26 protein-coding genes are annotated in these 26,131 nt (G+C 38.7%); 15 read left to right on the top strand and 11 right to left on the bottom strand.

All coding sequences use genetic code 11. The annotated features are described in order from the left end of the window. Positions 1-8: 8 nt before the first annotated feature. On the bottom strand, positions 9-671 hold the full coding sequence (locus QI30_RS11320) for a hypothetical protein (RefSeq protein ID WP_020189276.1): 663 nt from the start codon (positions 669-671) through the stop codon (positions 9-11). A 414-nt stretch (positions 672-1,085) separates the two neighbouring features. Here QI30_RS11320 and QI30_RS11315 point away from each other — a divergent pair, with 414 nt between their 5' ends. Then, entirely contained in the window at positions 1,086-1,856 is a 771-nt protein-coding gene (locus QI30_RS11315) for a TerC family protein (protein WP_126990845.1), read from the top strand. A 220-nt stretch (positions 1,857-2,076) separates the two neighbouring features. Further along, positions 2,077-3,435 carry a TrkH family potassium uptake protein gene (locus QI30_RS11310; RefSeq protein ID WP_020189278.1) on the top strand — a complete coding sequence of 453 codons (1,359 nt, stop codon included), beginning with the start codon at positions 2,077-2,079 and terminating at the stop codon, positions 3,433-3,435. 38 nt (positions 3,436-3,473) lie between these two features. Here the strand turns inward: QI30_RS11310 and QI30_RS11305 are convergent, their stop codons facing one another. Next, positions 3,474-5,210 (bottom strand): B12-binding domain-containing radical SAM protein, encoded by a 1,737-nt coding sequence (locus QI30_RS11305; RefSeq protein WP_126990844.1) that lies wholly within the window; start codon positions 5,208-5,210, stop codon positions 3,474-3,476. 138 nt (positions 5,211-5,348) lie between these two features. Between QI30_RS11305 and QI30_RS11300 the strand changes: the two genes are divergently transcribed. Continuing rightward, entirely contained in the window at positions 5,349-5,798 is a 450-nt protein-coding gene (locus QI30_RS11300; protein ID WP_126990843.1) for a MarR family winged helix-turn-helix transcriptional regulator, read from the top strand. 119 nt (positions 5,799-5,917) lie between these two features. Here QI30_RS11300 and QI30_RS11295 read toward each other — a convergent pair whose 3' ends face one another. Beyond that, complete coding sequence (locus QI30_RS11295; RefSeq protein ID WP_020189281.1) at positions 5,918-6,517, bottom strand: CPBP family intramembrane glutamic endopeptidase; 600 nt, start codon at positions 6,515-6,517, stop codon at positions 5,918-5,920. A 90-nt stretch (positions 6,518-6,607) separates the two neighbouring features. Beyond that, the gene (locus tag QI30_RS11290; RefSeq protein WP_020189282.1) at positions 6,608-6,802 is read right to left on the bottom strand and encodes a YkvS family protein; all 195 of its coding nucleotides are present in this window, start codon (positions 6,800-6,802) and stop codon (positions 6,608-6,610) included. 104 nt (positions 6,803-6,906) lie between these two features. Here QI30_RS11290 and QI30_RS11285 point away from each other — a divergent pair, with 104 nt between their 5' ends. Then, complete coding sequence (locus QI30_RS11285; protein WP_020189283.1) at positions 6,907-7,095, top strand: hypothetical protein; 189 nt, start codon at positions 6,907-6,909, stop codon at positions 7,093-7,095. A 109-nt stretch (positions 7,096-7,204) separates the two neighbouring features. After that, entirely contained in the window at positions 7,205-7,387 is a 183-nt protein-coding gene (locus tag QI30_RS11280) for an aspartyl-phosphate phosphatase Spo0E family protein (RefSeq protein WP_020189284.1), read from the top strand. 99 nt (positions 7,388-7,486) lie between these two features. Here QI30_RS11280 and QI30_RS11275 read toward each other — a convergent pair whose 3' ends face one another. The 3 genes from QI30_RS11275 to QI30_RS11265 all read right to left on the bottom strand — a co-directional run bounded on the left by QI30_RS11275 (position 7,487) and on the right by QI30_RS11265 (position 10,080). Next, entirely contained in the window at positions 7,487-8,335 is an 849-nt protein-coding gene (locus tag QI30_RS11275; RefSeq protein ID WP_126990842.1) for a MerR family transcriptional regulator, read from the bottom strand. After that, positions 8,322-9,515 carry an MFS transporter gene (locus QI30_RS11270; RefSeq protein WP_126990841.1) on the bottom strand — a complete coding sequence of 398 codons (1,194 nt, stop codon included), beginning with the start codon at positions 9,513-9,515 and terminating at the stop codon, positions 8,322-8,324. The genes QI30_RS11275 and QI30_RS11270 overlap by 14 nt, the downstream gene beginning before the upstream one ends. A gap of 82 nt (positions 9,516-9,597) precedes the next feature. Further along, entirely contained in the window at positions 9,598-10,080 is a 483-nt protein-coding gene (locus QI30_RS11265; protein WP_126990840.1) for a GNAT family N-acetyltransferase, read from the bottom strand. Between the two features lie 145 nt (positions 10,081-10,225). Here QI30_RS11265 and QI30_RS11260 point away from each other — a divergent pair, with 145 nt between their 5' ends. The 3 genes from QI30_RS11260 to QI30_RS11250 all read left to right on the top strand — a co-directional run bounded on the left by QI30_RS11260 (position 10,226) and on the right by QI30_RS11250 (position 13,712). Next, a complete protein-coding gene (locus tag QI30_RS11260; RefSeq protein ID WP_126990839.1) occupies positions 10,226-11,620 on the top strand; it encodes a YfcC family protein in 1,395 nt (464 codons plus the stop codon). Between the two features lie 70 nt (positions 11,621-11,690). Further along, complete coding sequence (locus tag QI30_RS11255; protein ID WP_370323610.1) at positions 11,691-12,560, top strand: NAD(P)-dependent oxidoreductase; 870 nt, start codon at positions 11,691-11,693, stop codon at positions 12,558-12,560. Positions 12,561-12,809: 249 nt separating this feature from the next. Beyond that, the gene (locus tag QI30_RS11250; RefSeq protein WP_020189290.1) at positions 12,810-13,712 is read left to right on the top strand and encodes a chemotaxis protein; all 903 of its coding nucleotides are present in this window, start codon (positions 12,810-12,812) and stop codon (positions 13,710-13,712) included. Positions 13,713-13,823: 111 nt separating this feature from the next. Here the strand turns inward: QI30_RS11250 and QI30_RS11245 are convergent, their stop codons facing one another. Further along, positions 13,824-14,258 carry a YkyB family protein gene (locus QI30_RS11245; protein WP_020189291.1) on the bottom strand — a complete coding sequence of 145 codons (435 nt, stop codon included), beginning with the start codon at positions 14,256-14,258 and terminating at the stop codon, positions 13,824-13,826. Between the two features lie 151 nt (positions 14,259-14,409). Here QI30_RS11245 and QI30_RS11240 point away from each other — a divergent pair, with 151 nt between their 5' ends. The 6 genes from QI30_RS11240 (at position 14,410) to QI30_RS11215 (ending at position 21,705) form a co-directional block, all read left to right on the top strand. After that, on the top strand, positions 14,410-15,948 hold the full coding sequence (locus tag QI30_RS11240) for a Ppx/GppA family phosphatase (protein WP_126990837.1): 1,539 nt from the start codon (positions 14,410-14,412) through the stop codon (positions 15,946-15,948). A 1-nt stretch (position 15,949) separates the two neighbouring features. Beyond that, positions 15,950-18,064 carry an RNA degradosome polyphosphate kinase gene (locus tag QI30_RS11235; RefSeq protein WP_020189293.1) on the top strand — a complete coding sequence of 705 codons (2,115 nt, stop codon included), beginning with the start codon at positions 15,950-15,952 and terminating at the stop codon, positions 18,062-18,064. A gap of 228 nt (positions 18,065-18,292) precedes the next feature. Beyond that, a complete protein-coding gene (gene cbpB, locus QI30_RS11230; protein ID WP_020189294.1) occupies positions 18,293-18,730 on the top strand; it encodes a cyclic-di-AMP-binding protein CbpB in 438 nt (145 codons plus the stop codon). Between the two features lie 77 nt (positions 18,731-18,807). Beyond that, on the top strand, positions 18,808-19,704 hold the full coding sequence (locus QI30_RS11225; RefSeq protein ID WP_020189295.1) for a LysR family transcriptional regulator: 897 nt from the start codon (positions 18,808-18,810) through the stop codon (positions 19,702-19,704). Between the two features lie 95 nt (positions 19,705-19,799). Then, on the top strand, positions 19,800-20,513 hold the full coding sequence (dapD, locus tag QI30_RS11220; RefSeq protein ID WP_126990836.1) for a 2,3,4,5-tetrahydropyridine-2,6-dicarboxylate N-acetyltransferase: 714 nt from the start codon (positions 19,800-19,802) through the stop codon (positions 20,511-20,513). Positions 20,514-20,574: 61 nt separating this feature from the next. Next, positions 20,575-21,705, top strand: a complete 1,131-nt coding sequence (locus QI30_RS11215; protein WP_020189297.1) for an N-acetyldiaminopimelate deacetylase — start codon at positions 20,575-20,577, stop codon at positions 21,703-21,705. 158 nt (positions 21,706-21,863) lie between these two features. Here the strand turns inward: QI30_RS11215 and QI30_RS11210 are convergent, their stop codons facing one another. After that, complete coding sequence (locus QI30_RS11210; RefSeq protein WP_020189298.1) at positions 21,864-23,033, bottom strand: MFS transporter; 1,170 nt, start codon at positions 23,031-23,033, stop codon at positions 21,864-21,866. Between the two features lie 159 nt (positions 23,034-23,192). Here QI30_RS11210 and QI30_RS11205 point away from each other — a divergent pair, with 159 nt between their 5' ends. Beyond that, positions 23,193-23,831 (top strand): TetR/AcrR family transcriptional regulator, encoded by a 639-nt coding sequence (locus tag QI30_RS11205; protein ID WP_126990835.1) that lies wholly within the window; start codon positions 23,193-23,195, stop codon positions 23,829-23,831. Positions 23,832-23,956: 125 nt separating this feature from the next. On the opposite strand, the gene QI30_RS11200 is transcribed toward QI30_RS11205, so the two are convergent. Together QI30_RS11200 and QI30_RS11195 are read right to left on the bottom strand one after the other, a co-directional pair. Continuing rightward, positions 23,957-24,412: a CoxG family protein gene (locus QI30_RS11200; RefSeq protein ID WP_020189300.1), complete on the bottom strand. Its 456-nt coding sequence runs from the start codon at positions 24,410-24,412 to the stop codon at positions 23,957-23,959. A gap of 21 nt (positions 24,413-24,433) precedes the next feature. After that, complete coding sequence (locus QI30_RS11195; RefSeq protein ID WP_126990834.1) at positions 24,434-26,059, bottom strand: FAD-binding protein; 1,626 nt, start codon at positions 26,057-26,059, stop codon at positions 24,434-24,436. Positions 26,060-26,131: the final 72 nt, after the last annotated feature.

The following is a 26,131-nucleotide window of genomic DNA, read 5'->3' as shown; positions in this document are numbered from 1 at the left end:
TACTTTCTTTAAACATGATGATTTTCAAAAATAGACCATTGTGTACGAGCATCTACTAAAGCTTGCTGTAATTGAACTGTTAATGCTTCCTCATGTGTATTCGAATACTGAATGATTTTTCGCAACATACGCCCCTGTAGATTTGTGATTGCAGAAGGCACAGGTTCGATTGCACTATATTTTTCTTCAAAGAGTGGACGAATATCCATATTACGTAATGCTTCATTTTGTAGTACTTCATTCGGTAATGATGAGTTTTTGAAAATATCGCTTAACCAATACGTTAAATAGCGTGTTATGGAAATTGCTGCGATATAAGCACGTGAAGGTTGTTGTTGAATGGCTTCAAATATTGTTGGGAATATTACGTTTTCTCGTACATGTTTTAAAATCAGGTGGCGGACATTAAAAATCATGCTAGTAAGTGGTTCTTCAAAGTATTGATCTTTTGGAATCATTAACATGAAGTAAGTATCTCGAAGTATATCCCATGTTTGAATATGGCTAATTGCTTCATAGTCGATTGTTGTTAATAAAGGGGCATAGTGAAATACTTGCGCCTTAAAATGATTGTAATGACAATCGCTTATGACAAATAAACTTGTTTTTTGCGAGAAAAAAAATTCTAATGTCATGTCCATATTTTTTGTTAATAAAGGGATGTCACTCATAAAATCCTCCTGAATCATTTTCTTATAATTAAGTATAACAAATTTAGTAATGACATCAATAAAATATGATAATTGTTTTTAGATGATAGGTATTTATATGTTAAATGGTTACAATTATATAGTATCGGGACTTAATTTAATTGAAAAAAATGTAAATTTTCAAAAGCGGTATTTTTTTATTTACTTTTTGAAATAGATGTTGTTATAATAACAGTAACAACAAACAGAATAAACTTTTGACTTCGGTCAAGGGGGAGTAGCTATAGGACGTGTTCCTATCCTTATAATCGTCAGTACATGATCTATAGAGAGATCATCGGTTATAAGAGCAAAACTTTTTTGCTAAGTGAGACCTTTGCCTTTATTTAGGCATGGGTCTCTTTTTGTTTGTTCAAAAAAGGAGGAGAAATCCAAATGGAACTATTATTGGAATATGGTTGGGTACTACTTGTGCTAGTTGCATTAGAAGGGTTATTAGCAGCTGATAACGCCGTTGTAATGGCTGTAATGGTAAAACACTTACCACCAGCACAACAGAAAAAAGCATTATTTTACGGCTTACTAGGTGCATTCGTTATGCGTTTCGCTGCATTATTCATGATTACATTAATCGTCGAATTATGGTGGGTACAAGCAATCGGTGCTGCGTATCTACTATTCATTAGCGCGAAGAATTTATATGATCTGCGGAAAGGGCATGACGATGATGAGCATGTAGATGAAGAAGGAAAGTCAGTGAAAAAAGGCTCTGGCTTCTGGATGACGGTTGTAAAAGTAGAAGCAGCCGATTTAGCATTCGCAATTGACTCAATGCTTGCAGCAGTAGCATTAGCTGTCACACTTCCTCATTGGGGTGAGTGGGAAATTGGCGGTATTAATGGTGGTCAATTCACCGTTATGTTCTTAGGTGGTATTATCGGGCTTGTCATTATGCGTTTCGCTGCACAAGCATTCGTTAAATTACTTCAAAAATACCCACAACTTGAAACAGCTGCTTTCTTAATCGTAGGTTGGGTTGGTGTAAAATTAACAGTGATGACATTAGCACATAAAGACATTGGTGTATTAGATGAGCATTTCCCACATTCATTTACATGGAAAGCTATCTTCTGGACAGTACTTGTGTTATTAGCTGTTGGTGGTTATATTATGGGTGTTCGTAGTGCGAAAAAAGAACAACACTAAAAATAAATAATAAGCATAAGTGAAGAAGGAATTGCGCGGGCGCGATTCCTTTTTTTTTATGAACCGATACATTTTATTCTAGTATTTTTTTATGGTTGTATATGTAACTATAGGGAATAATATATTGACAATTCTTTCGGATAAGACAGTCTATCTTTTTACAAACTTTTCTCCTACAATAGGATATTATGACGTTAACTAATTGAAAGGACTCGATTTTATGGGAAGTATAAAAAAGATAAAAAAACGTGCAACACCTTTCCAAGTAATCGTTTTATATTATTTTGCGGCGATGACAGTTTCCTTTATCCTATTGAGTTTACCGGGCGTACATAAGCCAGGTGTTCATGTATCCTGGCTTGATAGCTTATTTACAGCTGTTAGTGCGGTTAGCGTAACCGGACTCACGACGATTAATGTTTCTGAAACGTATTCATTATTTGGCATTATCATGTTGCTCGTTGTTTTACAACTCGGCGCGATTGGTATTATGTCAGCGGGTACATTTTTATGGCTCGTTGTCGGGAAAAAAATTGGCTTGCGAGAGCGCCAGCTGATTATGGTCGATCACAATCAATATAATTTATCTGGTGTTGTGCATTTAATTAAAGAAATTATTAAAATTTTATTAAGTATTGAAGCAGTAGGTGCGATAATTTTAACATGTTATTTTTATTTCACTCCGTACCATGATACATTTGGACAAGCGTTACTACATGGTATTTTTGGTGCTGTGTCTGCGACGACAAATGGTGGGTTTGATATTACAGGAACATCGATGGCACCGTTTCGTAATGATTATTTTGTACAAGTTGTGCATATGATTTTAATTACACTTGGCGCGATTGGCTTTCCAGTATTAGTGGAAGTAAAAGCATTTTTAAAGCGTAAGCATAATGAGGTGTTCCGCTTTTCATTATTTGCAAAAATCACAACGGTTACATATGGCGTGCTATTTGTAGTGGGAACACTTGTCGTATTATTAATTGAATCATTCCATTCATTCAAAGGGATGAGTTGGCATGAGGCTTTATTTGCCGCAATGTTTCAGTCGAATTCGACACGCTCAGCTGGCTTGACAACGGTAGATGTTACGCAATTCCATGAATCAACGGATATGTTTTTAAGCTTCCTCATGTTTATTGGGGCCTCTCCTAGTTCAGTAGGTGGTGGTATTCGCACGACAACTTTTGCGATTGCTGCATTATTTTTATACAACTTTGCGCGTGGTAAGGAAGATATTAAAATCTTCAAACGTGAAATTTATTTAATTGATGTATATCGATCGTTTGCCGTTATTTTATTAGCGTGTATGATGGTGCTCATTTCAACAATGATACTTGCATTGTCTGAAAAGAGTGCAACCTTGATTCAAATTGTTTTTGAAATCACTTCTGCGTTCGGTACATGTGGAATGTCTCTCGGACTGACCGAAGACCTGTCCTCCTTTGGGAAAATCATTATTATGTTACTCATGTTTATAGGACGAGTTGGCTTGATTTCCTTCTTGTATTCACTTGGAGGCAAATCAGAAAAACCAAAATTCCATTACCCAAAAGAGCGTGTGATTATTGGTTAAATAAAAAACAGGAATCCAACTGGGTTCCTGTTTTTTATTTAACCTAATTGTTTTTCAATCATGCGGAAGTGCGTTTTACCTGATGGCTCGAAGTACGTTAATAAGTAACTTTCCTTCGCAATAAAGTCGCCATTATGTGCAGCCTCCACATCAATGTGACAAGGCACGATTAATGTGTGTTTAAATAAATCTTTTTCAGACAGGTTAAAGCGCTGTACTTTATCTTCTGCTTGTAGCAATTGGTCGTAAAGTGGACGAGCATCCTCTTTTGCGAGTGCATTTTGCCACCAAATCTTGCGTGGGAAGAAGCGCTGTGCATCGAAGTAATCTAGCTGCATAAAGTTTTCGACGATACGTGTATCCACACCACCACGTTTTTCGAGGAATCCTAATAGGCGGGTAAATAGGTCTTCTAGTTGGTGACCTATTTTTGACCAGCCCTGCTCATCCCAGTACGTGCCGAATTCTTGGAAGAAATCGAATGGTGAATCAAATACTTCTTTTACTAAATATTCGATTGTACGATTCATACGATGGTCATTCCAATATTTCTCTAAAATATCTTCGGTTTGTTTAATGCGTAAAATTTCATCAAATGTGAGAACATTGTTTGAGAAAATTTCGTAGGGTGCTAGGTCGATATAGTCGTAACCATATTTTTCGGCATCGATTCGTAGACCTGTACCACGCAGTAATTTCAAGAAGCCCAGCTGTAATTCCTCTGGACGCATGGCAAAGACATCATTGAAGGTTTTACGGAAGCTCATATAGTCTTCTTCAGGGAGACCAGCAATTAAATCAAGATGTTGATCGATTTTGCCACCATCTTTAACCATCGTCACGGTACGCTTTAATTTCTCGAAGTTTTGACGACGTTTTACGAGATCATTTGTTTCATCATTTGTTGATTGCACACCAATTTCAAAACGGAATAGGCCAGCTGGCGCATTGGCGTTTAAGAATTCAATGACTTCAGGGCGCATAATGTCTGCTGTAATTTCAAATTGGAAAACAACCCCTGGCTTATGCTCATCAATTAAAAATTGGAACATTTCCATCGCATAACTACGGCTAATATTAAATGTACGGTCGACGAATTTAATCGTACGTGCACCATTTTCCATTAAATATCGAATATCTGCCTTCACATTTTCACGGTTAAAGTAACGAACCCCTACTTCAATAGAAGAAAGGCAAAACTGGCAATTAAATGGACATCCGCGACTCGTCTCAATATACGCAACGCGACCTGGGATATGGCGTTTGTCTTCGTCAAAACGATAAATACTAGGCATTGTACGTAAATCTGCTTTTGGCGCGGCAGCATGAATTTTTACTTTACCATCTTCTAAATAACAAACCCCTGGAACTTCCTCAAGTAAGATTTCGCCATGTAAGTGTTGTAGTAATTTTTTGAATGAAATTTCGCCTTCACCCATTAAAATGTAGTCAACTAGACCATCTAAACGGCGTAACCAATCATGAACGTCATAAGACACCTCAGGACCGCCTAAGATAATTTTCGTATGTGGACTTACTTTGCGTAGCATACGGATTACATGAATCGTCTCTTCAATGTTCCAAATATAACAGCTGAAGCCGACGATATCAGGCTTCTTTTGATACAAATCTGAAACGATATTAAACGAAGGGTCCTTAATCGTATATTCAGCTAGCTCTGGGTCAAATTCTGGTCTAGCGTAAGCTTTTAAATAACGAATGGCAATATTCGTATGAATATATTTGGCATTCAATGTTGCGAGTACAGTTTTCAATTGTAGAAACTCCTTTAAATTAGTGTGAGAGATATGCTTAGTGTATCAACAATAGGGGATTGTTACAAACTCGTTTTGACAAAGCAATTTAATAATCGCTATAATAAATTTAATGTGAAAAAATAAAGGATGATACGAATGACTTCTTCAGAAGAAATCAAACAATCTCTTAAATTATATATTGTGCTGTCACGAGCAAATAAAGCAATCAATGAAGTGACAAACCAGTTTTTCCAAGAGAATGGTTTAAACCCAACAGAATTTGCGGTACTAGAGTTGCTTTACCATAAAGGCCGCCAACCATTACAGCAAATCGGCAATAAAATTTTATTAGCAAGTGGTTCGATTACGTACGTGATTGATAAACTTGAAAAGCGAGGTTTTTTATACCGTCTTGCATGCCCAAATGATCGCCGCGTCACATACGCAGAAATCTCAGAAAAGGGCAGTGATTTTATGGCCGAACTTTTCCCACGTCATGAAGTGCAACTAAATCATTTAGTGAGCTCTCTTGATGAAGAGGAAAAAAACCAAGCGATTCAATTGCTAAAAAAATTAGGCTTATCGATTAAAGATTTATCGTACTAAGTTTTATGGATAGCAAAAAGGAGAAATCGCGATAAAATGCGATTTCTCCTTTTTAAGTAGAAAATAAAATTCTGTTGAATAAATTCCATAAAATAGTAAAAATGATGTAGGTTAGCATCTTAATATAGTGGTAATAATAAGAAAAGAAGTGTTAGCATCACAATGTGAATGATGATAATGACCGGCATACTTTTAGTGCGTTCATAAAGAAAGCCGATTACAATACCACTAAAGAAGGCGGCAACACTAGGCATATAAAAGCCATTGATTGCGAGTGGAATAGCAAATGCGAATGAAGCCACAATAATAGCGAATACATCACGCATAAACTGTTTTAAGTATTGTTGAACAAAGCCACGCCAGTAGAGCTCTTCAGCTACAGCAATAATCAGAATAAGCAAAATATATTCAAAAAGAGAATGTGGGGAAAACGTCACAAGAAATGTCTGTACGTTTGTCGCCGCAGTATGGGGTAGAAGTTGATAAAACCCTAAAATAATAAAGTAACCGATAATACCACTTGGAATGCCTAATACTAAATAGTTAGCAGTTGATAGCTCATCAAAAACTTCCGAAAACGTTTTACTAAATGCGACACATAACAGCATTGAAAACGTATATGTAAACCAAAAGAGTGCGGGATTTTGAAAGCTAACTGTCATTAGTGCAAAAACAGCAATCAATGACAATATAAAAACAAGATGATAGCGCCGTAACATATAAAGTCCTCCTAAAAAAATAGTACCGTCTCATAAGGACGGTACTTCATTACAGCTATTGTAGGATTAAATGATACCGATAGCAAGAAATTATTTAGCTGCGTGCTCTGCAATGACTTTATAGCGCTTATGATTGATTACAGTACGCTCTTCTAAATCAAGGCTACTAAAATTGCTCATATATGTTAAATTAACAATTACAGAGTTCTCATTTACTTTTTCTACAATACCTTGTAAGCCATCACCAAACTCAATGATATTTCCCAGTTCTACTCTTTCTGTCATATTCAACAGCCCCCTTTGCAATAATATTGTAAATATTGTGCATGAATTTCTAGAAAAAGTAAAATAAAAACTATTAAAAAAAACAAAAAAGGAAGTAATTTACAATGAAGGATTATAATTCTATGCTAGATGACTTGAAAAATGGCAAAATCGCTTCGATTGATGTAGATAAAAATGAATTCTATGAAATTAGAGAAATTGTCATTAAAAGAGAAGATTTTAAACATTTTAGAGGGATTGCCAAGCAGGGTGGCAATGTTTCTTATGTGTATTCTGTTGAAGGTAGAAGCTGATTTGTCGAATTTTGTCGTAAATTTCATCTCCGAAAATGTGGAAATAATAGTATAATAATGAACGTTACGTAAACTATTTTAACGAAGTATATAGAGGGAGGATGGACAAATGATGTCTGATACGCTTTTAAGAAAATTAGAAATCACTCGTGAAAAAATGATTCAGTCAGGCCTGGAAAAAGGATTTTTGAATGATGAAACCATCCGCTTAAGCGAAAAACTTGATCAACTTCTAAATCTTTATCAATTCCATACAACAAATGATGTAAACGATTACGATAAATTAGATTAATGATGATAAACGATAGGCACCGTAGCATACGCTGCCTATTTTTTATGCTAAAAAGGCCGAAATCCCGTTCTAAAGGGGTTTCGACCTTTTTTAATGCAGTTATGCTTTATCTAAACGAATACGTAGCTCGATAATGAAAACGGATTTTGCTTCGGGTGCATACTGTGTCATCGTGAAAAATTCGTAAATACTTTTAGGCTTTAAATGCCTTTCTTCTATATAAGCACATAGTTTTTGATAGTTTATTACATAGGCGGATGGACTGAATTCAAAACGAATTGCAACGTAGCGCCCACCTGGAATTTTGCCGATGTCCATTCCTTCTGCAATCTCTGTTACCCATTTGTCGCTAAAAAGCGGCGTGAATAATGTATGGTAATCCATCTCCTCAACGGACGCGTAATCTGCACGGTAAGGAAAGATGCCACCATATCCACCATGAATGCCAAGATGCTGCTCTTCTAGAAAATGTTTCATATCGCTATAGGAGCTATTTTCAATAGCGCGAGGATTAATGCCTTTTTTCGTCAGTGGCTTTACTAAAATACGTGTAACAGGTGCCTCTAGCACATAGACCTCATTCAACTGATGGTCATCAAGCTGCTGTGTTAAATATTGACGTACCTGTGCGATATTTTTTTGTACGGCAGTAAGCTCACTTAGCTGCTCATTGACGACTTGCTCTTGCTCATCTAAGAAATGAAGCTGTTCTGCGGTTGAAATTTGATATGTTTCATGGATTTTTTCAAGCGGCGTTCCTATTGAACGTAGTGACTTAATCCAATCAAGCTGAAAAAGCTGTGTATCTTCATAGTAGCGATAATTCGTTTTGGGGTCTGTGAAAGCAGGCTTAAATAAGTCGATTTGATCGTAATAACGCAATGTGTAAATCGAAATATTCATTAATTTTGCGACATCACCAATTGTATAAAGATTATCTTTCTTCAATTACCTCACCTACAGTTTGTTGTACAAATTTTGGCATTACCCATTTAAATGTTATCAATAAAGCAAGGATAAGTACAACTGCGGCAAATTGGAATGGTAAATTAACATTTAAATCAAATAGCATCCCACCAAGTAATGGGCCAATAATATTACCGAGACTCGTGAACATCGAGTTCATCCCTCCAACAAAACCTTGCTCATGCCCCGCAATTTTTGATAAATACGTAGTAATGGCCGGGCGAATCAAATCAAAGCCGATAAACGCAAAAAATGTCACAAGCATGACAGTGAAATGCGTTGGTGCAAGGGTCATTAACAAAACGACAACGGCTGAAATACCGAGGCACCAGCGTACAAGGCGGATTTCGCCAAGTTTTCGTGTCAGTGGTGCAAATAAAATACCTTGAGCAATTGCGCCAAAGATGGCACCAACTGTAATCGAAATCGCAATATCCGTTGGTGTGAAATTAAATTTATGATTTGTAAATAAGCTAAAGAATGAATCAAATGCGGCTAGTCCAAATGTTGAAATAAATAATACCGCAAATGGAATGAAATACACTTTTGAGAATACACGTTTAATACTTTTATCATCATGCTTTTGTGCGATTGGCGCCGCATTTTGTCGGCGCTCTGGCTCTCTTAATGTAATAAATGATAATACGGCAGCGATTAAGGCCATCATTGTCGCAACGAAAAATGGCACGCGTGTACCAAATGCTGCAAGGAAACCACCAACGCCAGGGCCGATGATAAAGCCTGTTGAAATCGCGGCAGACATTAATCCAAGTGCACGTGGGCGTTCTGTCACTGTTGTAATGTCAGCAATAAAGGCTGTGACAGCAGGCATAATAAAGGCACCGCTAATCCCGCCTAAAATACGTGATATGAAAAGCATTTCAACGTTTGTCCCGATAGCAAAGAAAAATTCAGAGATAGCAAAAATGATTAAGCCAACAACAATCATTTTTTTACGACCAATCGTGTCCGTCCATTTACCAGCGATTGGCGAGAAGATGAGCTGGGCAATCGCAAATGCTGCAACCATCAATCCGACAGTAGAGCCGGTGATGCCAAGCTCGTTCATAATGGTTGGCATGACGGGAATAACCAATCCGATGCCAACGAAGGCTAAAAATAAATTCATTAATACAAGGCTTAATGCCAGCTTTTTCTTCATATGAAGATTCCTCCTTTTTTAAAAGTTCTAAGCGTAACTATAAACCCTAGAGTAACTAGAGAGTCAAGAAGGAAATCTTCATTTATTTTTGGAATTCTAAAATAAAACTTTGCTGTGTTTTTGCATGCAGTGTGAATGGCTTTTCATCAACCTTCTTAAAGTCATGGTGCTTCCAAAATTGCAGAGCCTGTGTATTTTCCGCGAGTACGCTTAGGCGGAATTTGTATCCAGGGGCTAGCTCTTCTTTTAATTGCTGCATAATAAAGGAGCCTATTCCTTGTCCCTGAATGCGCGGGGATAGTAGCAATAAGCCAATATAGATGGTGTTTACTGTTGGGTAATCGTCAACATATACGAGCACACCAACAAGTTCTTCCTGAAAATGTATTAATATGTAATGATGCTGCCAAGGTGCCACTCCTTCTGGACGGGTGTTGAGGTCTGCATGCACATCCTCAAGCGTCGCTTCCTGGCCACCAGATAATAAGAAATATTGGGTATTTTCCTTATATAATGAAAAAACTTCCTCGAAATAGTGTGATTCATAGTCAGTAAATGTAAGCATGCGCAGTCCTCCTGTAATGTAAATTTAATTTATGACAAATGAGTTGAAAGGCTTGTATAAAAATATAGTGTTGTGTATAATTATTTCTGTTTTTAAGATAGTTTACGTCTTTTGAAAAGGTGTATTAAGAGGAGAACAATAACATATGAATAAAAAAGAAAAGAAAGGCCTTGCTGGTGGCGTCAATGCATATGTATTAATTTTTGCATTACTTGTGATTTCAGCTATTTTAACGTACATCGTACCAGCAGGTCATTATGATACAAAAGATCAAGATGGCCATAGCGTCATTATTGCAGAGTCATTTAAATTTATAGAAAATACCCCGGTAGGATTCTTAGATATTTTTACAAGTATTCACCAGGGTATGGTGAACGGTGCCGGTACGATTTTCTTCGTATTAATCATCGGTGGTGTATTCGGTATTATGAATGCAACTGGTGCACTGGATACGTTTATCGTGACATTTGCTGAAAAAATGAAACGTAAAGAAAAACTGATGATTCCAGTGTTCGTATTATTCTTTGCAGTTTGTGGTTCAACAATGGGTATGAGTGATGAAGTAGCGGTGTATGTGGCATTAATCGTGCCATTAACAATTGCATTAGGCTTTGATGCAGTGACTGGTTTTGCGATTGTTGTCATGGGGGCTTGGATGGGCTTTACAGCTGGTTTCCTTAACCCATTCTCAACAGCTGTAGCACAGGGTATTGCAGAATTACCAACCTTCTCAGGCATGGGCTTACGTTTAGTCGTATTTGCGATTTTTGTCATTATGGCGTCGATTTTCATTTACCGTCATGCGTCAAAAGTTCAAAAAAATCCGGAACTTGGTATTTATGGCAAGTTCGAAAAATTTAGTCCAAAAGATAAAGATAAAGATATTAAAATGACAGGTCGTCATAAGCTTGTACTAATCGTCTTTTTATTAAACTTTGTTGTGTTAATTTTAGGTGTGAAACTGTATGATTGGTACATTCCAGAGCTAGCAGGGTTATTCTTATTAGCAGGTATTATCATGGGTATTGTTGGTGGTTTAAGTCCATCAGGCATCGCAGATAATTTTGTGAAAGGTGCGAGTGAATTAATCGGTGGTGCGTTAATTATCGGTTTAGCACAAGCGGTATTAGTTGTGTTCCAAAATGGTGGCTTACTTGATACGATGCTTCATTATATGAGTGATTTATTACAAGGTGTGCCATCTGCGTTAACTGCTGTGGCGATGATGTTCATTCAAATGATTATCAACTTCCTTGTACCATCACAAAGTGGTCAAGCAGCATTAACGATGCCAATCATGGCACCACTTGCAGATTTAGTCGATGTGACGCGTCAAACAGCTGTACTTGCGTTCCAATTAGGGGACGGGATTGCTGCTTTATTATTCCCTACAAACGGTGCTTTAATCGCCGCACTTGCAGTTGCCGGTATTCCGTGGAATAAATGGGTACGCTGGTATTTCCCATTCTTCGTTATCCAAGTGATTGTCAGCATTATCATTTTAGTTGTGGCACACTTTATTAATTACGGTCCATTCTAAATTTTTTTATGAAAGAGCAGCGCTATTAGGCAGCTGCTCTTTTTTGATACAATAAATGCAAAAGGGGGAAATGATGATGACAAATATTGCGTTTATTGGTACAGGGGTTATGGGTCAAGGCATGATTAAGAATTTTTTAAAGGCGGGGCATACGGTTCATTTGTATACGCGTACAAAGGAGCGTGCACTGCCGCTAGTGGAGCTAGGTGCTACATGGTATGATACCGCACAAGCAGCAGCAGAGCAGGGGGATGTTATTTTTACAGTAGTAGGTTATCCGAAAGATGTAGAGGAAGTTTATTTTGGTGATCATGGTATTTTTAAAGCGGCACAGCAAGGGAAAATCGTTGTTGATATGACAACCTCTCAGCCCGCACTGGCGAAGAAAATTGCCGATGCTGCACAAGCATTTGGCATGGAGGCACTAGATGCACCCGTGTCAGGTGGCGATATTGGCGCGCAAAATGGCACCTTATCCATTATGGTAGGGGGCTCAAAACAAGCTTTTGAGAAAGTAACACCATTATTTGAAGTTATTGGTCAAAATATTGTGCTACAAGGCGAGGCGGGTGCAGGACAGCATACAAAAATGTGTAATCAAATTGCTATTGCGACAAATATGATTGGCGTTTGTGAGGCGCTTGCTTATGGTAAAAAGGCCGGTCTTGATATGGAACGGGTTTTACAATCGATTGCGACAGGTGCAGCGGGCTCATGGTCACTAAGTAACTTAGCACCGCGTATGTTGCAAGGTGATAAGGAGCCAGGCTTTTATATTAGGCATATGATTAAGGATATGGGCATTGCGCTGGATGAAGCTTCGCGAATGGAGCTTAAGCTTCCCGGCTTAGCAATGGCGAAAGCGATGTATGATGAGCTTTCAGCAAAAGGGTATGACCAAAATGGTACACAGGCATTAATTGATTACTATGAAATGTAAATGTTTTGTAAAAGTCATTTGGAAGGACCATTCTTTTTGTGGATTTACGCTATTATTAAAAAGTCCCTTAGGAAATATTTGAAATTTACAGAAGACGCATATTTATTATCCGAAATCGGGTAATAGATAAAAATATATGGTAAATACGATGTGTTTATTTAGAGGTTAATCGTGATATTTGGCTATGTTGTCTATGTGCCATATGATACAATGGGTGTAATAAATTATGCCTGAGGGGGCGATTTTTCAATGGAAAGTAACAAAGGTATTTTGTTAGAGAGTGGTACAAATGAGCTTGAAATTGTCGAATTTGAAGTGGCTTCTAACAAATTCGGGATTAATGTTATTAAAGTAAAAGAAATTATTCAACCGATTGAAGTAACATTTATTCCGCACGCACACCCACATGTAGAAGGTATTGTGCAGCTACGCGGAGAAGTGTTACCGGTTGTTGATATGCAAAAAGTACTCGGCGTTCCAACACAAAATTATAGTGAGCAACAAAAGTATATTGTCGCGGAATTTAATAAACAAAAAGTTGTTTTCCATGTCGATAATGTCACAAAAATCCATCGTATTTCATGGGATCAAATTGAAAAACCGTCTGATATGTATCAAGGTGGTGGCTCACAGGTAATTGGTGTTATTAAGCGTGAAGATGGTATGTTATTATTACTAGATTTTGAGCGCATTATGGTAGATATTAATCCTGAATCAGGTATTCAAATTGAGTCTGTGAAAAAATTAGGCGAGCGTGAGCGTAGCGATAAGAAAATTATTGTCGCGGAAGATTCACCGCTATTACGTAAACTTCTAAATGATACGCTTGTAGAAGCGGGGTATACGAATATTGAGTTCTTTGAAAATGGTAAAGATGCTTATGAATTTTTAGAGTTTAGTGCGACGCGTGGTGATATTGCGGATTATGTCCAATTAATTGTAACGGATATTGAGATGCCACAAATGGATGGCCATCATTTAACGAAAAAAATTAAATCAAGTGCACAATTACAAAAGTTACCGGTTATTATTTTCTCAAGTTTAATCACAGATGACTTGCGACATAAGGGTCTTGAAGTTGGTGCAGAAGAGCAAATTAGTAAACCTGAAATTGCTGAACTTATTTTAAAAATCGATCAATACATTCTATAAAAATGAGTTACGGTAGAACGAAATAAGAACGGCTGTGTAATGTTTCGTTATCAGGTTCGGCACATACAAAAACCCGCACCGAAGTGCGGGTTTTTGTATGCGTATAGGATGTTAATACCCGTAAAAATAACTAGAAGAATTAGTCATTCTCGTTTTTTGCGGTTGTTTTGGTATCATTTCTGGTGAGGTTTTTGTAAATAAGTGAAGAATACGCTTTGCCTCGTTCAGGCTCATTTGACGCTTAGGATTTCGGTATTGTCGATCTAATTGTCCAAGATGGGGCAACTGCCGAAAATCCTCTTTTTTCGGCGGTGTATGAAAATAATAATCTGCACATTGAATTAATACGGTAGATTGTTGTTTGCTGAATTTTGGGTTTTCTACAAAATGTAACCCTATTTTCTTTGCGCGTTTTGTGCGAAGTAATTCACAAATGGCGTTACGTTTTAAAGCGTAAAGTCCTCGGTTATCAATTGCTGTTTTGGCATGTTTATTGACGGTGAAAACAGCTAAAGCTAAGTCATTATTGCTAAATAAATTCGTCATGAAAAGCCCACCTTTCTCATCGGGAAATAACTGAGAAAATTCAGAGCATTCAATTTAATAGTCAATATCCATCATATCAATGTTTATAGAAAAAGTATACAGTATATAGTATAGAGAGAATAGCAGCTATTACAGTAAAGGACGTGCCAACATGACAGAGTATAAAACAGCCATTATCGACATCGGTTCGAACACTGTTCGTCTAGTTATCTATCACTATGAACAGCTTAGAGGATTAAAGGAAATTGAAAACGTAAAAGCGGTTGCGCGATTACGAAGTTTTATTGATGATACAGGTATTTTAGTAGAAGAGGGCATTGAACGGTTAGAAGGAATTTTACATTCATTTAATGAAATATTAGAGGATTATAATGTGGAGCATGTTCGCGCAATTGCGACAGCATCTATTCGCCAAGCACAAAATGGGGCGGCGATATTAGCACGCATGAAAGAAGTTGTTGGCGTGGATATTGAGCTTTTATCGGAACGCCAAGAAGCTTTTTATGGCTACTTTGCGGTTGTGTATACAACTTCTACTCCATCTGGTGTGACGATTGATATGGGCGGCGGTAGTACGGAGCTAACGTATTTTGATGAGAAAGAATTGATGCAGTCAATTAGCTTACCATTTGGTTCGGTATCACTGAAGCAACAGTTCGTTGCAGGGGAGGTACTGACGGCGGATGAACGCCAAAGTGTGTATGATTTTGCCATCGCGCAGTTCAGTACGATTCCGTGGCTGAAGGATTTAAATTTACCAGTCATTGGAATCGGCGGTAGTGCGCGTAATATGGCCACTTTTGATCAACATCGTAATAACTATCCGCTGTCGGGTGTTCATCAGTATCGTATTACACGAAAAGACTTTTTAGAAATTGCTGAAACACTTACATCAATGCCACTAGAGCAACTTCAAAAATTAGATGGCTTATCTAGTGACCGTGCGGATATTATCGGCCCGGTTATTGAGGTGTTCCATGCGTTAATGGATATAGTGGGGGCACAAAAATTTCAGTTCAGTCGCAAAGGACTGCGTGAAGGTCTTGTCATTCACCGCATCCTAAAGCAAAATCCACATGCCTTTGATCGCTATGATGTTTTCTCGACGACGGCCAAATTTTTATGTGCAGAGTTTGGTAAAGATCAAGGGCAAATCAAGCATCATGAATACTTAGCGGAAATGTTGTACAAGCAACTAGGTGATATTGGCGCTGTTGATTTTGAACGCCAAAATTTACGTTTATTATCAAATGCTGCAAAAGTATATTTCTTAGGCGAATACATTGATAAAGACGCGGCAAGTCAGCATACCTTTTACATTTTATCGAATCGCGCTATCGATGGCTTAAATCATAAGGAGCGCGTGCGTCTAGCGCTGATGGCCTCGTATAAAAATAAAGATAATTTCAAGCGCTATGCGGCGCCTTTTGAGCAATGGTTCTCGGAAGATGAATTGAAGGTATTATTTGAGCTAGGCTCGATTTTAAAATTTACGTATGCGCTCGATGCGACAAAACGTAATGTTGTACGTAAGGTGCGTCTGTTCGACAAAGGGGAAGTCGTTGAGATGCATATTTACACAAACAGCAATTCGTTAGCTGAGCAATACCGTGCAAATCGCCAGGCCAAGCATTTAGAGCGATTGATCAAAAAAACGATTGAACTACACTTTATAGAAGAGGAAGGATAATATGGACCAAAAGTTAGCTACATTACAAGAGATTGCGCAACCAAAATATTATAATAATCGTGAACTAAGTTGGTTAGCATTTAATGAACGTGTTTTAGAGGAAGCGGAGGATGAACGAAATCCATTACTTGAGCGTCTACGTTTTCTAGCTATTTTTAGCTCGAATTTAGATGAATTTTTCATGGTACGTGTTGCAGGGTTACAGGACCAGGTAAAGGCCGGATTTCATAAGCCTGAAAATAAAGCAGGCTTAACACCGAAAGAACAGCTCGCGCGTATTGAAGCGCGCACACGACAATTAATTACACGTCAAATTGATGTGTATAAAGAGCTAGTTTTTCAGCAGCTACCACGTGAGCAAGTATTTATTCGAAAGATGGATTCGTTAACGGTAGAACAACATGAATTTATCCAAAACTATTTTGATGAAACCATTTTTCCGGTACTAACACCGATTGCGGTTGATGCGTATCGTCCATTTCCGACGCTATTAAATAAAACACAGAATTTAATTGTACTATTAGAGCGCGAAGAGGAAGAGGACGAGGAATTGCGTAAAAAAATGGCGATTGTGCAAGTGCCATCTGTTCTTGATCGTTTCATTCAATTACCGAGTGCACAGCATGAAATTCATGGCGTGCTGTTAGAAGACGTAATCGTTCAAAATATCGATGAAATGTTTCGAGGTTATAAGGTGAAGTCTGTGCAAGGATTCCGCCTAACACGTAATGCCGATTTAACAATTCATGAAGAGGGCGCACGTGATTTACTTGTGGAAATTGAAAAGGAATTAAAAAAACGTAAATGGGGCGCAACAACACGTATTGAAGTGCGCTCAGGCGAGATGGATGACGATATGCTGAAATATCTTCTAGAAGAGCTAGAGGACTGGGATGCGCAGGTTTTCCGTTTAGATGGACCGCTTGATCTAACGTTTTTATTTAGTTTCTGTAAAAAAATCGCAGAGGGTCGTGAGCAGCTTGAATACGAAAGTTTTATTCCACAGGTGCCGCTATCACTTGAATCAGATGAAGATTTATTTGAAAAGGCATTAAAAGAAGATTTATTTTTCCACCATCCATATGAATCATTCCAGCCGATTGTTGATTTTGTTACGGAAGCGGCAGAGGATCCCGATGTACTAGCCATTAAGCAAACCTTGTATCGTGTTAGTGGAAATTCGCCGGTTATTCGTGCATTAAAGCAGGCCGCAGAGAATGGCAAGCAAGTGACGGTGTTAGTAGAATTGAAGGCTCGTTTTGACGAGGAAAATAATGTTCACTGGGCCAAGGAGCTTGAGCAGGCAGGTTGTCTCGTAATTTATGGTATGCATAATTTAAAAACGCATTCTAAAATTACATTAGTTGTTCGTAAGCGCCAAGGACATATCGAACGTTTCGTCCATCTTGGTACCGGAAACTATAATGATGCGACGGCAAAAATTTATACGGATATGGGCATCATTACGACAAATAAAAAAATCGGTGCGGATGCGACGAATTTCTTTAATTATTTAAGTGGCTATACAGAAAAACCGAATTTTGAACATCTAGTCGTATCACCATTCGATATTCGTGATGAATTTTTAGCATTAATTGATGAAGAGATTGCCTTCCAGCAACAATATGGCAACGGCCAAATTCGTGCGAAAATGAACTCGTTAACAGATAAGGATTTAATTATGAAATTGTATGAGGCCTCGGTGGCTGGGGTGAAAGTTGATTTAATTATTCGAGGCATTTGCTGCCTACGCCCAGGAATTCCAGGAATAAGCGACAACATTACGGTAACGAGTATTGTCGGACGCTTCTTAGAGCACTCGCGCATTTATTTATTCCATCATAATGGTGAAAATAAGCTGTATTTATCTTCTGCTGATATGATGACGCGTAATATGATTAAGCGTGTGGAGATTTTATTCCCGATTTATGACAAGGGAATTAAGCAACGTATTTTAGATACGATTGATTTAGAGCTTTCGGACAATATGAAAGCACGTATTCAAGATGCGAATGGTGTTTATCATTATAAGAGAGCTTCCGCAAATGACAAATTAATTAATAGTCAAGAAACATTTTTAAAACAGGCATACCGTGTATTAAATGATGAGGAATAGCATGTAAATAAAAAGGAAGTTAGGGCATAGAAGCATATGCCTTAGCTTCTTTTTTACATGATTATTTGGAAATTCCTATAGTGTATAGATATGCATAAAAAATCTAATAACTGTATAAAAAGGCTGCTTGAAAACGTTTTAGTTAGTATAAATGTCTTATTGTATGATATGATAAATTAGAAGATAGGTTGTAAAACTTCCTAGAATAGATAGAAGGGGTAGAGGGATATGATTTCTTTAAGTAAGAAAGAATTTTTAGAAATGCCCGTAGAAGAGTTTATCATTCCTGCTGAGAAAGTAGCGCATGTGCAGCTCGGTAATAATGTCGAGCATGCACTACTTGTTTTAACAAAGAGTGGTTACTCAGCAATTCCCGTACTCGATCCAACATACCGTTTTTGTGGCCTAATCAGTGCGCGCATGATTATGGATTCCATCTTAGGTTTAGAGCGCATCGAATACGATAAATTAGCTGACAAAGTAGTTGATGAAGTCATGGATGAAAATATTGCGACGTTAAATGTACATGAGACATTCAGTAAAGCATTGGAGCTTGTTATCAACCATGCATTTTTATGCGTTGTAGATGATGCAGGGCGATTTGTTGGCATTATGACGAGACGTGTCATTTTAAAACAATTAAAAAAATATGTATATCAATCGTAACGATCAGAGGCATCAATTGATGCCTCTTTTTTTGTACTCTGTTAAAATGAAGTCATGAAGCAAGGAGGAATTTAAGCATGACTACATCTGAAGCAGAAATTATGAAAATCCTCGCTGAAGAAGGCAATATGCGCCGCGCTGCAGAGCGACTTTTCTTATCGCAACCAGCACTGTCACAGCGTCTACAAACAATTGAAAAGGATTGGGGCGCTAAATTATTTTTACGTTCACAAAAGGGGCTAACTGCAACGCCTGCAGGAGAGCTTGTGATTCAATATGCAAATGAAATGATTATGCGTCGCGAGGAAGTATTTGAAACCCTTCAGGCACTGAATTCAAAAGTACATGGTACGCTAAAAATCGCCTGTGCCTCGATTGTGGGCCATACGTGGCTACCGAAAGTGTTAAAGGAATTTGTGACGCAGTATCCAGATGCGAAAGTATCGCTTATTACAGGGTGGAGCTCTGAAATTTTGCGCGCGATTTATGAAGGAGAAGCACATATTGGTATTATTCGTGGTAATACGGATTGGAAGGGTCCGAAAGAGCATTTATTCCGCGATACGCTCTATTTAGTTGATACGGAGATTGAAACGCTTGAGGAAGTATTTGAAACAGAGCGCCCATTTATTCAATTTAAAAGTGACTCGAATTACTTTCAGGAGATTCAACAATGGTGGCAACGGCATTTTACGTCAAATCCAAAACATCAAATTTTAGTCGACCAAATTGAGACATGTAAGCAAATGGCCCTTAACGGCATTGGCTATGCGATTTTACCGTCGATCACACTAAGTGGTACGGAAAATATTAATCGTATTAACTTAAATGCGGATTCAAAGGATTTTGAGCTTACACGTGATACATGGTTAATTGGCTATGAATCATCACTTCAATTACGCCAAGTGCAAGCATTTACCAACATTGTGAAGCAACAAGCACAGTGTTTATATGATTATTCGAATAATAAATAGCAAATAATATGATTTTTCGAACAATTTAGAATGAAATTTCTCCTGAAATCATGTACAATGAAATATATTTCATTACATAGGAGGAATTTGTCACGATGGAAAAATTAAATGCACAAGAAATTATTGCATACTTAGCAAATGCAGAAAAAGCAACACCCGTAAAAGTTTATGTAAAAGGTGAAGGTGTAGCGGCACTTGATTTTGGTACAGATAGCCAAGTTTTCGGTGAAGGGAATACAGCTGTTGTATTCGGTAACTGGAAAGAAATCGAAGCAGTGTTAGAGGCGAACAACAACATTATCGAAGATTATGTTATTGAAAATGATCGTCGTAACTCAGCAGTACCAACACTTGATTTAAAAGGAATCAATGCGCGCATCGAACCAGGTGCAATTATTCGTGACGAAGTAGCTATCGGTGACAATGCAGTTATTATGATGGGTGCAGTAATTAATATTGGTGCAGAAATCGGCGCACGTACAATGATCGATATGAATGCTGTATTAGGTGGTCGTGCAACAGTTGGGGAAGATTGTCACGTTGGAGCAGGCGCTGTGTTAGCAGGCGTTATTGAACCACCAAGTGCAGATCCGGTTGTGCTTGGCAACAATGTAATGGTTGGCGCAAATGCCGTTCTTTTAGAAGGTGTACAAGTAGGCGAAGGTGCAGTTGTTGCGGCTGGCGCGATTGTGACACAAGATGTACCAGCTTATACAGTTGTTGCAGGTGTTCCAGCAAAAGTCATTAAAGAAATCGATGAAAAAACAAAATCAAAAACAGAAATTATGCAAGATTTACGTAAAATCTAATAAATAAAAGCTGTCTCAATGGTTTTTTGAGATGGCTTTTTTTAATAATGGGGATGAGAACATGAAGGAACTACGAGAAATTCGACGCGCATTACATCAAATTCCTGAGATTGGCTTTCAGGAATTTAAAACACAGGCATATTTATTAGAAGTAATTAATGAATATATGCAACCCTATTTTCATGTGGATACATGGCGTACAGGGATTATTTTGACGATTGATGGGAAAAACCCACAGCTAAAAATTGGCTGGCGCACGGATATTGACGCACTCGCTATTACAGAAGAGACAGGACTTGAATTTGCATCGACACATCCAGGGTTTATGCATGCTTGTGGACATGATTGTCATATGACGATTGCGCTCGGTCTTGTACAAGATTTTGCGAAGCAGCAACCGGATAATACGATTATTATTTACTTCCAGCCTGCAGAGGAGAGTCCGGGTGGTGCGAAACCAATGCTTGAATTTATGAAGGCAGAGCGCCCCGATTTATTACCCGATTATTTATTTGCATGCCATGTTGCACCAGAGTATCCAGTGGGAACTGTTGCGACGCGTCCAGGGATGCTGTTTGCGAATACATCCGAGCTGTTTATCGACTTAAAAGGTCAGGGCGGTCATGCGGCACGTCCACATTTAACGAAGGATATGACGGTTGTTGCAGCCAATTTAATTTTACAATTGCAGACGATTGTTAGCCGTAATGTCGATCCACTTGATAGTGGTGTTGTAACGATTGGTAAAATGACGAGTGGTGTTGTGCAAAATATTATTGCTGAAAATGCGCGCCTTGAAGGCACTATTCGTACAATGTCAGCGGAATCGATGACGTTAATTAAAGAACGTATAGTAAAGCTATGTAAGGCAACCGAGATTGCTTATGATTGTGAGGTGACAATTGACTGGGGCTCTGGCTATTACCAGGTGTCCAATGATGAGGATTGTGCACGTGCATTACTTGATTACGCAGCACAGTGTGACGGTGTAGAGGCCTATGAATGTGATGCGGCCATGACGGGGGAAGATTTTGGCTTCTTCTTAAAAGAATTACCAGGCGCAATGTTCTGGGCAGGTGCCAACACGCCATATGGCTTACATGATGCTCAGATGAGTCCAGATGAAGCATTACTTGATACGAATGTCGCGTATGTTGCCGGATTTTTACGTCAATTTAACGGGAAAGCATAAAAGAATCGATAGAAAGAGGTTTTGACATACGTGTAGAAATCACCTCTCATAAGAGCATAAGAAAAACCGGAATCGCGCGGTGGCGCGATTCCGGTTTTTCGTTGCGAACGCTAAAAAAGGAAAATGACATGTTTTGTCCCAGTCTCTTTTTTAATTTGTTAAAGTGCTGGTTGTTTTCGTGACCAGCTATATAAAACAAGGTAGCCTATAAATAAAATAATAGCGCCTAATACAAATGGTGAGTCTAGCTTCCAGTCAACGAGTGTACCAGCAAGTGCTGGCCCAATGACGTTTCCAAGAGACATATAGGCGGTATTCATGCCGGCTGCATAGCCTTGCTCATTGCCAGCAGATTTTGATACGAGTGTATTGATTGCTGGGCGAATAAGTGTCGTCGCGATTTGGAAGATGGTTGCGACAAGCATAATAATAAAGTAGCCGCTGACAAAAATCATTAAAATAAAGGAAATGGCTGCAACTACAAGGCTCCAGAGCACAATGCGTAGTTCACCAAATCGTTTGAACAGTCGGCTAAGTAGTACACCTTGAATAATAACCCCAGCAAAACCACCAATAGTCATTAAAATGGCAATATCATTCGGTGAGTAATCAAATTTGTATGTTAAATAAATTGATAGGGTTGCTTGGAAGTTTGAAATCCCAAATGAGAAAATAAAGACAATGACAAGCATAATAAAATAAGGCTTTTTAACGGAGCGCATAATTTCTTTTACGATATTATTAGAGGCTTCTGATGCTGCTGCAACAGTCAGTGCGGTTTTCGGTAAGAAAATCACAGACAAAATGGCTGTTACAATGGCTGCGCCACCCGCGAAATAAAACGGAAAATGGATATTAACATTCGATAAGGCACCACCGATACCAGGTCCAATCATAAAGCCAAATGAGATAGCAGCGCCAATCAGTCCCATCGCTTTTCCCCGTTCTTCAAGCGTTGTAATGTCGGCTGCATAGGCCATAACGGATGGCATAATAAAGGCTGACCCAACACCTGTTAAGAAGCGCCATAAAAATAATTCAACTAAATGGCCTGATAGTGCAAAGCCAATTTGTGCGATCCCCGTCATCACTAAGCCAAAGACAATTAGTTTTTTACGACCAATACGATCAGAAAGATTGCCGGCTAGTGGAGAAAAAATAAATTGCGCAAAGGCAATGATAGCGATTAGAAAGCCGAGTACTTGACCGGCCGCGCCAAATGTTTTTAAATAAGCAGGCATGATCGGAATAATTAATCCGATACTACTCATAGTAATAAACATAATAAACATGAGTAGGAAGAGTGCAAAGCGATTATGTTTGTTCATACGCGTCTCCTTACTATTTCTTGAATTCAAGCTTTTCATCTAATTCGATTATATCCTTGCTGGAACCATTGCCGCAAGGAGTGCGAATTAATTCAGTATAAAGTCGTAGATGACGGGTATAGTAAGGAAGGATACCTTAGAATAAGGAGGAGAGACATTATGAAAAAAATTGAACGACGACAAAAGATTGTGGATGCGGGCAGGATACTATTTGCGACGCAGGGCTTTGAACAAACGACGATGCAAAATATAGCAGATGAAGCGGAAATTGGTGTCGCGACTGTTTTTCGTCATTTTCCGCGCAAAGAGCTCATTCTTTTTGAAATCGTCTCACAGCTTTATAAAGATCAAATACCACGTTTTGAACATATTGAAAACTTAGGCATTTCACCGCTTGAAAAACTGAATTTGATTTTAGAGGCATACATAGATTATCTATCAGAGGAAAATTTTGAAATGACGAAAATTCTTGAAACATTTGAGTTATATGTGGCATTTTATGATGTAGAGGATGAAGTGCTCGCACAAATTCAGCGCGTCTTTCGCTTAATACCTGCACTCATTACGAGAATATTAGAGCAAGGGCAGCAGGACGGTAGCATTCGAAGAAATCTAGAAAGCCCTAAAATTGTCACGACGATTATTAATTTATTTGGGACCGCGATTAAAAAGTATTCACTGCATGCCTCAACAAAAAGCATAGCGAGCTATATGCCAGCTGTTGAAGAGCTCTATACGGTAAAAGATTTTTTAATTGAGCATGTTATTAAAAATAATGAAAAAGAGGCTGAGACATAAGTGTAAAAACAACCTCTCCTATGAGCATAAAAAAAACCGGAATCACGCTGTGGCGTGGTTCCGGTTTTTCGTTTCGAACGCTAAAAAAAGAAAATGACGTGGTTTGTCCCAGTCTCTTTTTGCATCTATAAGTGAACTTTATTGATTTCTAGCATTTTTTCAACGATAGCATTTGTTAGCTCTTCCGTTGTTGTTGGCACGAATTTTTTAAGAATTTGGTTAATCATCGCGCCCATTTTACCGCCAGCAGTAATGTCTAAATGACCTGTCATCGTTGTGTTGTAATCATCGATGCGCTCTGCTTTGAAGTAACCGCCACCATTAAAATTATCCGATAACCCTGTTAAGTCAAAAATAACTTCTGAAGGTTCATTCCATTCTTTAATGTCGACGCCTAGTTTTACTTTTTTCTTCATAAAGCCAAGGTCGCCTTTAAATTCCCATGTTGATTCGCGCTCACTTTTAATTTCGTGTGCGATATAGCCGGGTACAAGTGGTGCCCAGTTATTCATATCTTGTACGAAATCCCAAATTTGTTCGATATTTAATGGTACGTTTACTGTATATGTTCCTTGTGGCATGCTGATTCCTTCTTTCGCGTGTTAGTGTGTTGCGGCATGTTTGCCGGCTAAGAAACCGAATGTTAAAGCAGGACCGATTGTACCGCCAGCACTTGGATAAATAGGGCCTAATGGATTGGCAGAAGCATTGCCGGCCGCGTATAAGCCTTTAATCGGCTCGTTCGCATATGTCATGACTTGACCATGCTCATTAATGCGCGGGCCACCATTCGTTCCAAGGGCACTTAAGTAAACAGGCACGGCGTAAAATGGTGCTTGCTCGATTTTTCCTAAGTTATTTTCAGGGCTACCGCCACCAGTTGTGAGGCCTTCGAATTGGATTGTACCGCGGTGGAAGTCTGTGTCTTCTTTTTGTTCACAGAAGCCATTCCATTTTTCTACTTCCGCTTCTAAGCCATCCGGGTCGACACCGATTTTTTCTGCTAACTCACGAATCGTAGGTGCTTGGTCAAGCCAGTCTGGAATTGGATCGCCAGGTGACATCGTAATAATCAATTTTGAATCTTTTAGTTGTTGGTCAAAAACCATCCAAACAGGACCTTTGTTCGGGAATTCTACTGCTACTGGATCATACTCGAACATCGCACGTGGCATATCATTGTATGTCGTTGCCTCGTGCACGAAACGTTTGCCGTATTTGTTAACGATAATTGAGTTTGGACCTTCACGACCGCCACCTAACTGTGCCATCACATTGTCCTCGTACTCGAACGTTGGGTCGACCATTGCAGGATACCACCAAGCCTCACTCATATTATCCAGTGCTGCACCAGCCTTCATTGACATTAAAAGCGCATCGCCTTCGTTGCCAGGAGGTGTAACTGGGGTTGAAATTTCTGCTTTCAAGAATGACTTAACAAGCTGTTTATTCCACTCGAAACCACCTGAAGCTAAAACAATCCCTTTGTTTGCACGAATGTATTTTTTATCACCATTCACTGTTTCGGCTACAAGACCAATAATTGTGCCATCTTCATCAGCAATGAGCTCTTTACCAGCAATCTCTGTTTGTACAGTGACACCGCGGTCTAAACAACCTTTTAGTAGTGAAGCGATTAATGCGCGCCCCATCGTTACGATATTGTTCTCCATGCGGTCAGCTACGACTTCAAAGTCAATGCCACCAACAGCGCCACCTTCTTCTAATGTCAGTGGCGGGAAAATAGGATTTTGACGTAAGACGTCGCCCCATTCGCCAATTTCATTTAAGTCAAATGGTAGGGGGTCTAATGAGCGCGTCCCATTTTTAAGTCCTTCAGGCATATGCGCATAATATTCTGGATAGCCAGCAGGCGTTTTAAATTTAACCGGCGTATGCTCACGTAAAAATTCAATCACTTTTGGTGCATTGTCTACAAAAACATCAATCATATGGTCATCTGCGCGACCTAGTGCTAAACGTTTAATAAAAGTAGCGGCTGCTTCTGCTGAATCTTCATAGCCAGCCTCTTTCATGTAAGGATTATTTGGAATCCATGGCACACCACCAGAGAAAGCGGTAGAACCACCAATTTGATTCGTTTTTTCAAGTGCTAAAACACTAGCGCCTTCTTCGGCTGCAGATAAAGCTGCAGATAAAGCGGCACCTCCTGTACCAAGAACAATAACATCTACTGTTTGATCCCAATTTGTTGGATGCGTCGTCATTAAAAACACCTCTTAAAATTCAAAATTGATAGTGTCACTATCAATTTTGATTCTATAAGAATTTGGTATAAA

It is taken from the genome of Candidatus Kurthia intestinigallinarum (genome assembly GCF_003991225.1).
Lineage (GTDB): Bacteria > Bacillota > Bacilli > Bacillales_A > Planococcaceae > Kurthia > Kurthia populi.
Note: the sequence above shows the minus strand (reverse complement) of the source record. Positions and strands in the feature narration are given on the sequence as shown.

What these genes read in the sequence shown, in the direction of transcription:
- QI30_RS11290 (WP_020189282.1), bottom strand. Translation starts at nt 6,802, where the DNA reads ATGACAGAAAGAGTAGAACTGGGAAATATCATTGAGTTTGGTGATGGC.
- QI30_RS11295 (WP_020189281.1), bottom strand. Translation starts at nt 6,517, where the DNA reads ATGTTACGGCGCTATCATCTTGTTTTTATATTGTCATTGATTGCTGTT.
- QI30_RS11300 (WP_126990843.1), top strand. Translation starts at nt 5,349, where the DNA reads ATGACTTCTTCAGAAGAAATCAAACAATCTCTTAAATTATATATTGTG.
- QI30_RS11285 (WP_020189283.1), top strand. Translation starts at nt 6,907, where the DNA reads ATGAAGGATTATAATTCTATGCTAGATGACTTGAAAAATGGCAAAATC.
- QI30_RS11270 (WP_126990841.1), bottom strand. Translation starts at nt 9,515, where the DNA reads ATGAAGAAAAAGCTGGCATTAAGCCTTGTATTAATGAATTTATTTTTA.
- cbpB (WP_020189294.1), top strand. Translation starts at nt 18,293, where the DNA reads ATGATTTCTTTAAGTAAGAAAGAATTTTTAGAAATGCCCGTAGAAGAG.
- QI30_RS11195 (WP_126990834.1), bottom strand. Translation starts at nt 26,059, where the DNA reads ATGACGACGCATCCAACAAATTGGGATCAAACAGTAGATGTTATTGTT.
- QI30_RS11250 (WP_020189290.1), top strand. Translation starts at nt 12,810, where the DNA reads ATGGAAAGTAACAAAGGTATTTTGTTAGAGAGTGGTACAAATGAGCTT.
- QI30_RS11280 (WP_020189284.1), top strand. Translation starts at nt 7,205, where the DNA reads ATGATGTCTGATACGCTTTTAAGAAAATTAGAAATCACTCGTGAAAAA.
- QI30_RS11205 (WP_126990835.1), top strand. Translation starts at nt 23,193, where the DNA reads ATGAAAAAAATTGAACGACGACAAAAGATTGTGGATGCGGGCAGGATA.
- QI30_RS11315 (WP_126990845.1), top strand. Translation starts at nt 1,086, where the DNA reads ATGGAACTATTATTGGAATATGGTTGGGTACTACTTGTGCTAGTTGCA.
- QI30_RS11215 (WP_020189297.1), top strand. Translation starts at nt 20,575, where the DNA reads ATGAAGGAACTACGAGAAATTCGACGCGCATTACATCAAATTCCTGAG.
- QI30_RS11255 (WP_370323610.1), top strand. Translation starts at nt 11,691, where the DNA reads ATGATGATGACAAATATTGCGTTTATTGGTACAGGGGTTATGGGTCAA.
- QI30_RS11240 (WP_126990837.1), top strand. Translation starts at nt 14,410, where the DNA reads ATGACAGAGTATAAAACAGCCATTATCGACATCGGTTCGAACACTGTT.
- QI30_RS11260 (WP_126990839.1), top strand. Translation starts at nt 10,226, where the DNA reads ATGAATAAAAAAGAAAAGAAAGGCCTTGCTGGTGGCGTCAATGCATAT.
- QI30_RS11235 (WP_020189293.1), top strand. Translation starts at nt 15,950, where the DNA reads ATGGACCAAAAGTTAGCTACATTACAAGAGATTGCGCAACCAAAATAT.
- QI30_RS11310 (WP_020189278.1), top strand. Translation starts at nt 2,077, where the DNA reads ATGGGAAGTATAAAAAAGATAAAAAAACGTGCAACACCTTTCCAAGTA.
- QI30_RS11200 (WP_020189300.1), bottom strand. Translation starts at nt 24,412, where the DNA reads ATGCCACAAGGAACATATACAGTAAACGTACCATTAAATATCGAACAA.
- QI30_RS11245 (WP_020189291.1), bottom strand. Translation starts at nt 14,258, where the DNA reads ATGACGAATTTATTTAGCAATAATGACTTAGCTTTAGCTGTTTTCACC.
- dapD (WP_126990836.1), top strand. Translation starts at nt 19,800, where the DNA reads ATGGAAAAATTAAATGCACAAGAAATTATTGCATACTTAGCAAATGCA.
- QI30_RS11225 (WP_020189295.1), top strand. Translation starts at nt 18,808, where the DNA reads ATGACTACATCTGAAGCAGAAATTATGAAAATCCTCGCTGAAGAAGGC.
- QI30_RS11210 (WP_020189298.1), bottom strand. Translation starts at nt 23,033, where the DNA reads ATGAACAAACATAATCGCTTTGCACTCTTCCTACTCATGTTTATTATG.
- QI30_RS11320 (WP_020189276.1), bottom strand. Translation starts at nt 671, where the DNA reads ATGAGTGACATCCCTTTATTAACAAAAAATATGGACATGACATTAGAA.
- QI30_RS11265 (WP_126990840.1), bottom strand. Translation starts at nt 10,080, where the DNA reads ATGCTTACATTTACTGACTATGAATCACACTATTTCGAGGAAGTTTTT.